The 11,591-nt window shown below is 57.5% G+C and carries 11 protein-coding genes; 4 read left to right on the top strand and 7 right to left on the bottom strand.

Annotated elements, in window-relative coordinates:
* Nucleotides 1-255 precede the first annotated feature (255 nt).
* Together dnaK and grpE are read right to left on the bottom strand one after the other, a co-directional pair.
* Entirely contained in the window at nt 256-2,172 is a 1,917-nt protein-coding gene (gene dnaK / locus EYC95_RS13490) for a molecular chaperone DnaK (protein WP_131060791.1), read from the bottom strand.
* A 102-nt stretch (nt 2,173-2,274) separates the two neighbouring features.
* Complete coding sequence (gene grpE, locus EYC95_RS13495; RefSeq protein ID WP_131060792.1) at nt 2,275-2,841, bottom strand: nucleotide exchange factor GrpE; 567 nt, start codon at nt 2,839-2,841, stop codon at nt 2,275-2,277.
* 239 nt (nt 2,842-3,080) lie between these two features.
* Between grpE and recN the strand changes: the two genes are divergently transcribed.
* A complete protein-coding gene (recN, locus tag EYC95_RS13500) occupies nt 3,081-4,754 on the top strand; it encodes a DNA repair protein RecN (RefSeq protein WP_131060793.1) in 1,674 nt (557 codons plus the stop codon).
* A 75-nt stretch (nt 4,755-4,829) separates the two neighbouring features.
* Here the strand turns inward: recN and fur are convergent, their stop codons facing one another.
* Nucleotides 4,830-5,234 (bottom strand): ferric iron uptake transcriptional regulator, encoded by a 405-nt coding sequence (gene fur / locus EYC95_RS13505; protein WP_003197684.1) that lies wholly within the window; start codon nt 5,232-5,234, stop codon nt 4,830-4,832.
* A 97-nt stretch (nt 5,235-5,331) separates the two neighbouring features.
* Here fur and EYC95_RS13510 point away from each other — a divergent pair, with 97 nt between their 5' ends.
* Complete coding sequence (locus EYC95_RS13510; protein WP_010463534.1) at nt 5,332-5,859, top strand: outer membrane protein assembly factor BamE; 528 nt, start codon at nt 5,332-5,334, stop codon at nt 5,857-5,859.
* A gap of 61 nt (nt 5,860-5,920) precedes the next feature.
* On the opposite strand, the gene EYC95_RS13515 is transcribed toward EYC95_RS13510, so the two are convergent.
* Genes EYC95_RS13515 through EYC95_RS13525 form a run of 3 tightly spaced genes read right to left on the bottom strand, consistent with a single transcriptional unit; the run spans nt 5,921 to nt 8,073 of the window.
* The gene (locus tag EYC95_RS13515; protein WP_131060794.1) at nt 5,921-6,235 is read right to left on the bottom strand and encodes an RnfH family protein; all 315 of its coding nucleotides are present in this window, start codon (nt 6,233-6,235) and stop codon (nt 5,921-5,923) included.
* Nucleotides 6,228-6,662, bottom strand: coding sequence for a type II toxin-antitoxin system RatA family toxin (locus EYC95_RS13520; protein ID WP_131060795.1), 435 nt, complete (start codon nt 6,660-6,662; stop codon nt 6,228-6,230). Before EYC95_RS13520 ends, EYC95_RS13515 begins: the two co-directional genes overlap by 8 nt.
* A gap of 7 nt (nt 6,663-6,669) precedes the next feature.
* A complete protein-coding gene (locus EYC95_RS13525; RefSeq protein ID WP_131060796.1) occupies nt 6,670-8,073 on the bottom strand; it encodes a sodium-dependent transporter in 1,404 nt (467 codons plus the stop codon).
* 118 nt (nt 8,074-8,191) lie between these two features.
* On the opposite strand from EYC95_RS13525, the gene smpB reads away from it, so the two are divergent.
* Nucleotides 8,192-8,674 (top strand): SsrA-binding protein SmpB, encoded by a 483-nt coding sequence (smpB, locus tag EYC95_RS13530; RefSeq protein WP_131060797.1) that lies wholly within the window; start codon nt 8,192-8,194, stop codon nt 8,672-8,674.
* A gap of 131 nt (nt 8,675-8,805) precedes the next feature.
* Here smpB and EYC95_RS13535 read toward each other — a convergent pair whose 3' ends face one another.
* On the bottom strand, nt 8,806-9,573 hold the full coding sequence (locus EYC95_RS13535) for a GntR family transcriptional regulator (RefSeq protein ID WP_131060798.1): 768 nt from the start codon (nt 9,571-9,573) through the stop codon (nt 8,806-8,808).
* Nucleotides 9,574-9,834: 261 nt separating this feature from the next.
* Between EYC95_RS13535 and EYC95_RS13540 the strand changes: the two genes are divergently transcribed.
* Nucleotides 9,835-11,529, top strand: coding sequence for a lactate permease LctP family transporter (locus EYC95_RS13540; protein ID WP_131060799.1), 1,695 nt, complete (start codon nt 9,835-9,837; stop codon nt 11,527-11,529).
* Nucleotides 11,530-11,591 lie beyond the last annotated feature (62 nt).

Raw genomic sequence — 11,591 nt, forward strand, 5'->3', positions numbered from 1 at the left:
GCCTCGCCAAACTCGTTGAGCCCCAATACAGGCCCGGACCCAACTCACGTCAATTCAACGATCCTGGTCTTTGATTCAATGCGGTACTTTCGGCTCGAAAAGCAGGAGCATTCCCGGCCATACCATCAGCACCAGAGCGTTGTCGCATGCTGTAAAAATTCGCTAACTCCAGACACGCCAACGCGGGAGCAAGCTCCCGCGCGGCGACATCCTACCAGTCACCGCCTGAAGGCAGTCAACCGGGCGACCAACAACTTACTTGTGGTCTTTGACTTCTTCAAACTCAGCGTCGACAACGTCGTCAGCCTTTTCAGCTTTTTCGTCATGCGGTGCAGCGCCTTCAGCTGGCTGAGCCTGTTCGGCATACATCTTCTGCGCCACTGGAGCGGAGACTTTCGACAGCTCTTCAACCTTGGCGTCGATTGCAGCCTTGTCGTCGCCTTTGACGGCGGCTTCCAGGGCAACTACTGCGGCTTCGATTGCAGTCTTCTCTTCAGCGGTCACTTTGTCGCCAGCGTCAGCGACCATTTTGCGCGTCGAGTGAACCAGCGCATCGCCCTGGTTACGGGCAGCGGCCAGCTCTTCGAACTGGCGATCTGCGTCGACGTTGGCTTCAGCATCGCGAATCATCTGCTGAATCTCTTCCTCGGACAGACCGGAGTTGGCCTTGATCACGATCGACTGAGTCTTGCCGGTAGCCTTGTCTTTGGCGCCTACGTGCAGAATGCCGTTGGCGTCGATGTCGAAGGTCACTTCAATTTGTGGCACGCCACGTGGTGCTGGTGGAATCTCGGCCAGGTCGAACTTGCCCAAGGACTTGTTCTGAGCGGCCTGCTTACGTTCACCTTGCAGCACGTGAATGGTCACAGCGCCCTGGTTGTCGTCGGCAGTCGAGAACACTTGCGATTTCTTGGTAGGAATCGTGGTGTTTTTCTCGATCAGCGCGGTCATCACGCCACCCATGGTTTCGATACCCAAAGTCAGCGGGCTGACGTCGAGCAGCAGAACGTCTTTCACGTCACCAGCCAATACGGCGCCCTGGATAGCAGCACCCATGGCAACGGCTTCGTCCGGGTTCACGTCTTTACGTGCTTCTTTACCGAAGAATTCGGTCACCAGCTTCTGAACCAGTGGCATACGGGTCTGACCGCCGACCAGGATCACGTCATTGATTGCGCCAATGTCGATGCCGGAGTCTTTCAGAGCGATGCGGCAAGGTTCGATGGTGCGTTGAACCAGGTCCTCTACCAGCGCTTCGAGCTTGGCGCGGGAGATTTTCACGTTCAAGTGCTTAGGACCGGTGGCGTCTGCAGTGATGTACGGCAGGTTCACGTCGGTCGAATTGCTCGAAGACAGTTCGATCTTGGCTTTTTCAGCGGCTTCTTTCAGGCGCTGCATGGCCAGCGGATCACCCTTAAGGTTCATGCCGCTTTCTTTCTTGAATTCGTCGACGAGGTAGTCGATCAGACGAATGTCAAAGTCTTCACCGCCCAGGAACGTGTCGCCGTTAGTGGCCAACACTTCGAACTGGTGCTCACCATCGACTTCAGCGATTTCGATCACGGAAACGTCGAAAGTACCGCCGCCCAAGTCATAAACGATCACGGTGTGATCGCCTTTCGCCTTGTCCATACCGTAAGCCAGAGCAGCTGCGGTTGGTTCGTTGATGATACGTTTTACGTCCAGACCAGCAATACGACCGGCGTCTTTGGTCGCTTGACGCTGACTGTCGTTGAAGTAGGCCGGAACGGTGATCACAGCTTCGGTCACTGGCTCGCCGAGGTAGTCTTCGGCGGTCTTCTTCATTTTCTTCAGAATTTCAGCCGAGATTTGTGGCGGCGACATTTTCTGGCCGTTCACTTCAACCCAAGCGTCACCGTTATCAGCCTTGGCGATTTTGTACGGGACCATCTTGATGTCTTTCTGTACGACTTCTTCGTCGAACTTACGACCGATCAAACGCTTCACCGCATACAGGGTGTTGTGCGGATTGGTCACTGCCTGACGCTTGGCCGATTGACCAACGAGGATCTCACCATCGTTGGCGTAAGCGATGATCGACGGCGTGGTACGCGTGCCTTCGGCGTTTTCAATAACTTTGGCTACGCCGTTTTCCATCACGGAGACACAGGAGTTGGTAGTCCCCAGGTCGATACCGATAATCTTGCCCATATTCACTCTCCCGAAACTTTGGATTTGGTTGCCGCAGCAGTGGTGGCTAACTGCGGTAGCACTTAAACGCTTGACTTATAAATGGGGGCCTTGCGGCCAATTTCAAGCCTGCTCGTCAATCGAAGGCGAAACCGGCGCAGGGGCCTTACTGACCACGACCATGGCCGGGCGCAGCAGACGACCGTTGAGCTGATAGCCCTTCTGGAACACCTTGAGCACGCTGTTTGGCTCGACGTCGGCGCTTTCCTGCATGGCCATTGCCTGATGCTGAACGGCGTTGAACGGTTCGCCATGCGGATCGATCGCTTCCAGCTGATAACGCTTCAGGGTGTCCTGGAACATTTTCAGGGTCAGCTCGATGCCTTCGCGCATTGGGCGGATGCTTTCATCATCCGGGTTGGACAACTCCAGTCCACGCTCCAGGCTGTCGATGATCGGCAACAAATCGCCAGCAAATTTTTCCAGGGCGAATTTGTGAGCTTTTTCTACATCCTGCTCGGCGCGACGGCGGACGTTCTGCAGATCAGCTGCTACACGCAAAGCCTGATCATGAGCGCCAGCCAATTGCTCTTCGAGCACTTGAACACGAGCCGCCAGTTCATTACCCGAATCCTGGGCAGCCTGATCGGCGTCTAGATTTTGCGTATCCACTGTCTGTTCGTCAGCCATAGAATTCTCCTTTCAATAACGTCCGCGAGCTCAACTCGCGCTTCTGTCCCGGTATATGGGGCCGCAAAAATCAGCTTCAAGGGGCGGGTTGCGATTAACCCTACAAAAAACACTGCATTGCGATACTCGATGGACCAAGCATTTCGTCAGACCGAGTAAATCGAGCTAAGCAGGGGCATTGTCAGCCGCAAATAAAACACTGTATAAATAACCAGACCTAAAGCCTGGGAGCGGCCTTTATGCTGGTGCACCTGTCCGTACATAACTACGCCATCGTTGAACATCTCGATCTCGAGCTCGATCGCGGGATGAGCGTGATAACCGGGGAAACCGGCGCCGGCAAGTCGATCATGCTCGACGCCCTCGGCCTTACCCTGGGCGATCGCGCCGACAGCGGTGTGGTTCGCCCCGGCGCCGACAAGGCCGATATCCTGGCGACCTTCGACCTGATCGACATCCCTGAAGCCAGCGCCTGGCTGGCGGAGCGCGACCTGGAGAGCGATGGCCCGTGCATCCTGCGCCGGGTGATCACCGCGGAAGGACGCTCGCGCGGATATATCAACGGCACGCCCTGCCCTCTCGGCGATCTCAAAGCCCTCGGTGAATTGCTGATCGATATCCACAGCCAGCACGAACACCAATCCCTGCTGAAGACCGACACTCACCGCCGCCTGCTCGACGAATACGCCGGCGCCACCGACCTTGCCCGCCAGGTGCAACTGGCCGCCCAGCGCTGGCGCCAGACTCGCCAGGAACTGGAGCGACTCTCCAATTCCGGCGACGAGCAGCGCGCTCGTCATCAATTGCTCAGCTATCAACTCGAAGAGCTGGAAAATCTCGGCCTCGGCGAAAACGAGCTGGAACAGCTGGAACAGGAACACAAGAACCTCACCAACGCCGAAACCCTGCTGGGCATTTGCCGGCAGGTGGTCGAGCAATGCAGCGAAAGTGATTCAGGGAATGTCCTGAACGCCCTGACCGCCAGCCTTAACCGTCTTTCGAGTGTCAATAACTCGATAGGCGCGCTGGGTGAAGCCAGCAGCCTGCTGACCAGCGCCCAGATCCAGGTCGAAGAAGCCGTGGGGGAACTGAACCGCTTCCTTGATAACTTCGATGCCGATCCGGCGCGTCTTCAGTACCTGGAGGAACGCCTTGATGCGATCTACACCATGGCGCGCAAACACCGCATCCAGCCGACCGAAGTGGCGGAGATGCAGCAGAAGTTGCTCGATGAAATCGAGACCCTGAATGCCAACGACGAATCCATCGAGCGCCTGAGCGATGAATTGGCCTCCTATGCCCGTCATTATCAGGAAAAGGCTCGTGAACTGAGCGATTTACGCCATCAGGCGTCGAGCAGCCTGGCTAGCGCCGTGGAGCAGGAAATCCAGCGGCTGGGCATGCCCGGCGGACGCTTCACTATCGAATTACGCCCCAACAGCAGCGATGAACTGCTGCCCAATGGGCTTGAGCAGGTCGAGCTGCTCGTAAGCGCCAACCCTGGGCAACCATTAAAAGCCTTGGCCAAAGTGGCCTCGGGGGGTGAGCTGTCACGAATCAGCCTGGCTATACAGGTGATTACCGCGCAGACCTCGCGCGTACCGACGCTGGTATTCGATGAAGTGGACGTGGGCATCGGCGGCCCAACCGCCGAGATCGTGGGCCAATTGTTACGTCGGCTCGGGGAGCGCGGGCAGGTTCTGACGGTGACTCACTTGCCGCAAGTCGCTGCGCAGGGTCATCAACATCTATTTGTCCACAAGGTCCGCGGTGAAGAGGCGACCCACACCGCTGTTTCCAAGTTGAGCAAGAATGATCGAGTCGAAGAAGTGGCGCGGATGCTGGGTGGCATCGACCTGACCAAGGAATCACTGGCTCACGCGAAAAAAATGGTCGTTACCGCAAAAATTTAAGAACGGCAGACAGCACGAAGGCGACCCTGGGGTCGCCTTCGCTCGTTTCGCGAATGTGAAATTCGCGCGACATGCTTACTTTTTCTTGCGCACGTACAGCACCAGATTGTGATCAACCATCTCGAAGCCGTACTTGTCGACGATGGCTTTCTGCAGACGCTCGATTTCTTCGTCGAAGAATTCGATCACTTCGCTGGTTTCGACGTTGACCATATGGTCGTGATGCTTGCCGTCATCCAGCTCGAAGACCGCATGGCCTCCGTCGAAGTTGTGCCGCACCACAAGGCCAGCTGCCTCGAACTGAGTCAGTACACGGTAAACCGTGGCCAGACCGACGTCCTCACCAGCCTCCATCAGCGCCTTGTAAACATCCTCGGCACTCATGTGGCGTTGCTCGGCGGAATCGAGCATTTGCAGAATTTTGACCCGTGGAAGGGTCACTTTGAGGCCGGCTTTGCGTAGTTCGCTATTTTCAACCATGGTCAGCTTTCTCGCGATGCTGCTTCGCAGCTTCTCTTAATGCGGGTATGATCGGCGTTTACGTTGTCCCAGCCAAGATAGTGGAAGTCGCCCACCGATGCAAAACACCAAGCTCTTGCTAACCAGTTTCACCTTTGTGGGACTGCTCGCACTCGCCGGTTGTTCATTCCCCGGGGTTTACAAAATCGACATCCAGCAGGGCAATGTCGTCACGCAGGACATGATAAACCAGTTACGCCCGGGAATGACCCGAAAGCAAGTACGGTTTATCATGGGCAACCCCCTGCTGACCGACACGTTCCATGCCGATCGCTGGGATTATCTGTACAGCCTGCAACCGGGTGGCGGTGAACGCCAACAGGAACGCATTAGCGTTATCTTCAACCCAAATGATCAACTTGTCAGCCTCTCTGGTGATTTCATGCCAGGCGTGAGCCGCGACGAAGCCATTCTCGGCAAGGACAGTGGCACAACAGTCACTGCACCAGCAGAAAACGCCGAGAAGCCAAAACCGGAAAAACCGGTCAAGCCAGGTTCGTTGCTGGACCAGATCCAGAAGGACGTAGACGGTGTAGAAACCGTTCCGGTCCCGACGCCAGAACCTCTGGAAACCTCGCCGCAATAATTTGCGACGCAATAAAAAACCCGGCATGTCCGGGTTTTTTATTGTCTGGCGTTTGGGCGACTTACTGATTCCGGGCTTTAGCCTCGGCAGCCTTGGCGGCACGCAGCCGACGAGCTTCTTTCGGATCCGCCAACAATCGCCGGTATATCTCGATGCGATCACCCGCCTGAACAGGACGAATGTCCGGGTCAGTGATCACTTTACCAAAGATCCCAACCGGGCAATGGGCCAGATCCAGCTCCGCAAAGGCCTCGCCGACGCCCGACTTCAGCAAAGCCGCCCGCACGGTCGTTCCTGCCGGCACCGTCACCGAGAGAAGCACCTGACGATCGACAGCGGCGTACACCACCTCGACATCAACCATCGACTCAACCATGCATTTGCTTGGCGCGCTGGCAAAACGCGTCCACCAGCGTATTCGCAGCCTGATTGAACAACGGCCCCAAGGTCGCGCGGACAATCGGCCCGGCGTAATCGAACGACAGATCGAGACTGATCTTGCAGGCCTTTTCGCCCAACGACTTGAACGTCCAGACGCCATGCAACTGATTGAACGGGCCTTCTTCAAGGTTCATCTCAATCGATTGCCCGGGCACCAGCGTGTTTCGCGTTACGAAATGCTGGCTGAGACCGCCTTTGGCCACGCCTACGCTAGCGCGCATATGCTCAGGCGTGCTTTCCAGCACTTCGGCGATCGAACACCACGGCAGAAATTCCGGGTATCGCGCCACGTCGTTGACCAGGTCATAAAGCGCTCGCGCCGGGTATGGCAGCAGAGCCGAACGTTGAATGTGTGTCGTCATGTCAGCGTCACTTCCACAGCTGTGCGGCAAACACTACGAGAATGCCGAGGGGCGCCACATAGCGCATCAAGAACAAGGACAGGGCGAACAACGCAGGGTTGCGGATCGACAATTCGTCGCGTACCGCTTCACGCCCCATCACCCAGCCCGCAAACACCACGAAACACAAACCACCGAGTGGCAACATGATCCGCGAAGTGAAGAAATCGATCACGCCAAAGAAATCCAGGCCACCGGCCGCACCCCATTGATAGAGATGGAACAGCCCGTCTTCGCTCACGAAAAATTTGGCTTCCTTCCAGATATTGAAGGAAAACACCGTACCCAGCCCCACGAACCAGCAGATAAACGCCAGCCAGAAAGTCACCCAGGCGCGACTGACTTTTGTGCGCTCAACCAGGTAAGCCACCATCGGCTCAAGCAGGGAAATCGCCGAGCTCCAGGCAGCCACCGCGACCAGCACGAAGAACACTACGCCCATCAACTGGCCGAACGCTACGTTGCCGAAGGCAAATGGCAGGCTGACGAACATCAGGCCCGGGCCTTCGCTCGGGTTCAGGCCCGCAGCGAACACAATCGGAAACAATGCTAGACCGGCCACCAACGAAACGAAGGTGTCGAGCAGCGCCACGCCGACCACGGTGCCGGAGATCGACGAATGCTTGGGCATGTAAGCGCCGTAAATCATGATCGACCCAACGCCCACGCTCAGGGAGAAAAAGGCGTGTCCCATGGCTGGCAACAAGCCGTCGAGGACTTTTTCCGGGTGGAAGTCGAACATGAAATGCACGCCTTCCATGAAATGCCCGGTGGTCATGCTGTAACCCAGCAGCACCAGAATCATCACGAAGAGCAGTGGCATCATGATCCGCAGACTGCGTTCAAGCCCGGCAACCACGCCTTTAGCGATGACGACGGCAGACAGCAGCATGAAAATCGTGTGCCAAAGTGTCAGGCGCCATGGATCGGCGATCACATTGCCAAAGTACGCGCCAACCTGATCAGGCGTTGCACCCTGGAAGTCGCCACGACCCATGTCGATGATGTAATCCAGCGACCAGCCGCCGACCACACTATAGAAAGACAGTATCAGCAACGCCGTGATCATCCCGGCGAATGCACCCCAGGACCACTTGCCCGAATGCCCCGCCTCCACCGCCAGGACCTTCAAGGCGTTGGCCGGGCTCTGCCGTGCGCGGCGGCCGATCAGGGTTTCGGCCAGCATGACCGGCACACCGATCAACGCGATACAGGCCAGGAACATCAGCACGAAGGCGCCGCCGCCGTAGACGCCGACCATGTAGGGGAATTTCCAGATACTACCCAGGCCCACGGCCGAACCGGTCGCGGCGAGTATGAAGACCCAGCGGCTAGCCCAACTGCCGTGGACAGAAACCTTGTCTGTCGACATCGTTATCACGCCCAAGCGTTCAAAAAAGAGGGCGCATTGTCCGGGATTCAATCAACCTGCTCAAGCACGTAGCGATACCGTAGCCGACTCGCGTGCAACTCCCTATAATGCCGCCCCTATGGCTAAACAGAAGAAACACCCTACAGGGACCATCGCGCAGAATAAAAAGGCGCGACACGATTACTTCATCGAACATCGGTTCGAGGCTGGTCTGGTCCTGGCCGGCTGGGAAGTAAAAAGTCTGCGGGCAAGCAAGCTGCAACTGGTTGACAGTTACGTGCTGCTCAAGGATGGCGAAGCCTGGCTGCTCGGCAGCCACATTACGCCGCTGATGACTGCCAGCACCCACGTCATCGCTGACCCGACCCGCACCCGAAAATTGCTGCTCAACCGCCGCGAGCTGGAAAAACTCGCCGCCGCCGTGCAGCAAAAAGGTTACGCCTGCGTGTGCCTGTCCTGGTACTGGAGCAAGCACATGGTCAAGTGCGAGATCGCTCTGGGCAAGGGCAAGAAGGAATACGACAAGCGTGATACCGAACGCGAACGCGACGCCGGTCGTGAGTTGCAGCGTGCGGTGCGCAACAAGGGCAAGGAAGAGTAATTCTCTTTTTGCCTGAGGCCCCCATCGCGAGCAAGCTCGCTCCCACATTTGTATTGTGTCGTTCACAAATCCAATGTGGGAGCGAGCTTGCTCGCGATGGCGATAGCACAAATCACCACAAAACCGACTGACTAGATCCCCTTGCGTCGCTCCGCCCGGGCCATGCGCTGCACTTCCTGACGCACCTCTTCCAGCACTTCCTGCACATACAAGATGTGTCGGCTGGAGACTTCCCGCGCCTGCTCGGCCCTTCCCTCGATAATCGCCATGTACAACTCCCGGTGCTGCGTGATCAGCATGTCGCGGGTTTCCGTGCGCTGTTTGTACATGCCGCCGATGTTAGTCACCACGTTACGTTTGAGCAGATCGAACAGCCCACGAATGGTGTGCAGCAACACGGCGTTATGACTGGCTTCGGCAATCGCCAGGTGAAATTTTGCATCCGCCGCGCCCTCTTCCGCCCGGCTCACTTCGTCATGACGCGTATAGCAGTCCTGCAATTCATTGAAGGCCGCCGTCAGCCGCTCGCGATCGACATCGGTGGCGCGCAGTGCCGCGTAATAGGCACAGGACGCTTCCAGCGTATGACGAAACTCCAGCAGATCGCGCTGGGCTTCGGGGTTACTTTCCAGCAGGTGCAACAGCGGATCGCTGAAAGTAGAACCCAGGGACTCCACCACATAATTACCGCCACCCTGGCGACTGACCAGCAAGCCCTTCGCCGCCAGTTTCTGGATTGCCTCGCGCAACGAAGGGCGTGACACGCCGAACTGCTCGGCCAACGCGCGTTCGGCCGGCAAGCGCTCGCCAGACTTCAACGTGCCTTCGAGGATCATCCCCTCGAGCTGCTCGACAATATCGTCAGACAAACGGCGCTGACGAATCTGATCAAACCCCATAACTCAATTCTCCACGGTCCCGACGGCTCGCCGGGCTCTCTATTCTGGCCTATCGGCGCTTTGCCAGCACCTACCAGACGACATTTGTTAAAGCGGATCAAACACGCGCCACAGCGCTTATTCGACAAAAGTTTTAGGGCGACAAATTGACACGCCGCCTACAAGGCTTTTACCCTAGCCAACAGCGATTGTAAATTGGTATTACCAATTACCCAATACGCTGACCAGTGCCTGACCAACAACAATTAGGGGCCACCCCATATGCAAACCTGGCAACAGCTCTATACCCCGCTCGGCAGCCTTGGCTTCTCCGCGCTCGCCGCCGTTATCCCCATCGTGTTTTTCTTCCTGGCATTGGCCGTGTTCCGGCTCAAAGGACATGTGGCCGGCAGCATCACGCTGGCGCTGTCGATTGCAGTAGCAATCTTTGCCTTCCAGATGCCGGTCGACATGGCCTTCGCCGCCGCAGGCTATGGCTTTGCCTATGGTCTTTGGCCAATTGCCTGGATCATCGTCGCCGCCGTGTTCCTCTACAAACTGACGGTCAAGAGTGGTCAGTTCGAAGTGATCCGCAGCTCGGTGTTGTCGATCACCGACGACCAGCGTTTGCAGGTTCTGCTGATCGGTTTCTGCTTCGGTGCATTCCTGGAAGGTGCCGCCGGTTTCGGTGCGCCGGTGGCGATTACCGCCGCCCTGCTTGTAGGGCTGGGCTTTAACCCGCTGTACGCCGCCGGTCTGTGCCTGATCGCCAACACCGCGCCAGTGGCGTTTGGTGCCTTGGGGATTCCGATCATCGTCGCCGGGCAAGTGACCGGAATCGACGCCTTCAAGATCGGCGCCATGACCGGCCGTCAATTGCCGCTGCTGTCGTTGTTCGTGCCGTTCTGGCTGGTGTTCATGATGGATGGCCTGCGCGGCGTGCGGGAAACCTGGCCGGCCGCACTGGTCGCCGGCTTGAGCTTTGCCGTCACCCAGTACTTCACCTCGAACTTCATCGGCCCGGAACTGCCGGACATCACCTCGGCCTTGGCCAGTCTGATTTCCCTGACGCTGTTCCTGAAGGTATGGCAGCCGAAACGCGCAGCGGGCCAACACATCGTCGGCGCCGTCTCGGCTTCCGTGGTCGGCGCCAGCGCCGGCGGTTTCGGTCAGCCGCGCAGCACCGTGGCTTCGCCCTACAGCTTCGGTGAAATCCTCAAAGCCTGGTCACCGTTCCTGATCCTCACCGTACTGGTCACTATCTGGACCCTGAAACCCTTCAAGGCAATGTTTGCTGCTGGCGGGTCGATGTACAGCTGGGTGTTCAACTTCGCGATCCCGCACCTGGACCAAATGGTGATCAAGGTCGCACCGATCGTGGCCACCCCGACCGCTATTCCGGCGGTGTTCAAACTCGACCCGATTTCCGCGACCGGCACGGCGATCTTCTTCTCCGCGCTGATCTCGATGCTGGTACTGAAGATCAATCTCAGAATTGGTCTGACCACTTTGAAAGAGACCTTCTACGAACTGCGCTGGCCGATTCTGTCCATCGGCATGGTGTTGGCGTTTGCCTTCGTCACCAACTTCTCGGGCATGTCGTCGACCATGGCCCTGGTGCTGGCAGGCACCGGCGCAGCGTTCCCGTTCTTCTCGCCGTTCCTCGGCTGGCTGGGCGTATTCCTGACCGGTTCCGATACATCGTCCAACGCGCTGTTCGGTTCGTTGCAAGCGACCACTGCGCATCAGATCGGTGTCAGCGACACCTTGCTGGTAGCGGCAAACACCAGCGGCGGTGTGACCGGCAAGATGATTTCGCCGCAATCGATCGCCGTGGCCTGCGCCGCGACCGGTCTGGTGGGCAAGGAATCGGATCTGTTCCGTTTCACCCTCAAGCACAGCCTATTCTTTGCAACGATCGTCGGCCTGATCACCCTGGCTCAGGCCTATTGGTTCACCGGCATGCTGGTGCACTAAGAACTACAAGCAGCACGGAAAAAACCGACGCCGGACCACGAATCCGGCGTCAGCTATTCACC

The sequence above is a fragment of the Pseudomonas sp. BGI-2 genome (assembly GCF_004310295.1).
In the GTDB taxonomy this organism is placed as follows: domain Bacteria; phylum Pseudomonadota; class Gammaproteobacteria; order Pseudomonadales; family Pseudomonadaceae; genus Aquipseudomonas.

Coding starts and splice junctions, on each gene's coding strand:
- dnaK (WP_131060791.1), bottom strand. CDS start 2,172: ATGGGCAAGATTATCGGTATCGACCTGGGGACTACCAACTCCTGTGTC.
- grpE (WP_131060792.1), bottom strand. CDS start 2,841: ATGGCTGACGAACAGACAGTGGATACGCAAAATCTAGACGCCGATCAG.
- recN (WP_131060793.1), top strand. CDS start 3,081: ATGCTGGTGCACCTGTCCGTACATAACTACGCCATCGTTGAACATCTC.
- fur (WP_003197684.1), bottom strand. CDS start 5,234: ATGGTTGAAAATAGCGAACTACGCAAAGCCGGCCTCAAAGTGACCCTT.
- EYC95_RS13510 (WP_010463534.1), top strand. CDS start 5,332: ATGCAAAACACCAAGCTCTTGCTAACCAGTTTCACCTTTGTGGGACTG.
- EYC95_RS13515 (WP_131060794.1), bottom strand. CDS start 6,235: ATGGTTGAGTCGATGGTTGATGTCGAGGTGGTGTACGCCGCTGTCGAT.
- EYC95_RS13520 (WP_131060795.1), bottom strand. CDS start 6,662: ATGACGACACACATTCAACGTTCGGCTCTGCTGCCATACCCGGCGCGA.
- EYC95_RS13525 (WP_131060796.1), bottom strand. CDS start 8,073: ATGTCGACAGACAAGGTTTCTGTCCACGGCAGTTGGGCTAGCCGCTGG.
- smpB (WP_131060797.1), top strand. CDS start 8,192: ATGGCTAAACAGAAGAAACACCCTACAGGGACCATCGCGCAGAATAAA.
- EYC95_RS13535 (WP_131060798.1), bottom strand. CDS start 9,573: ATGGGGTTTGATCAGATTCGTCAGCGCCGTTTGTCTGACGATATTGTC.
- EYC95_RS13540 (WP_131060799.1), top strand. CDS start 9,835: ATGCAAACCTGGCAACAGCTCTATACCCCGCTCGGCAGCCTTGGCTTC.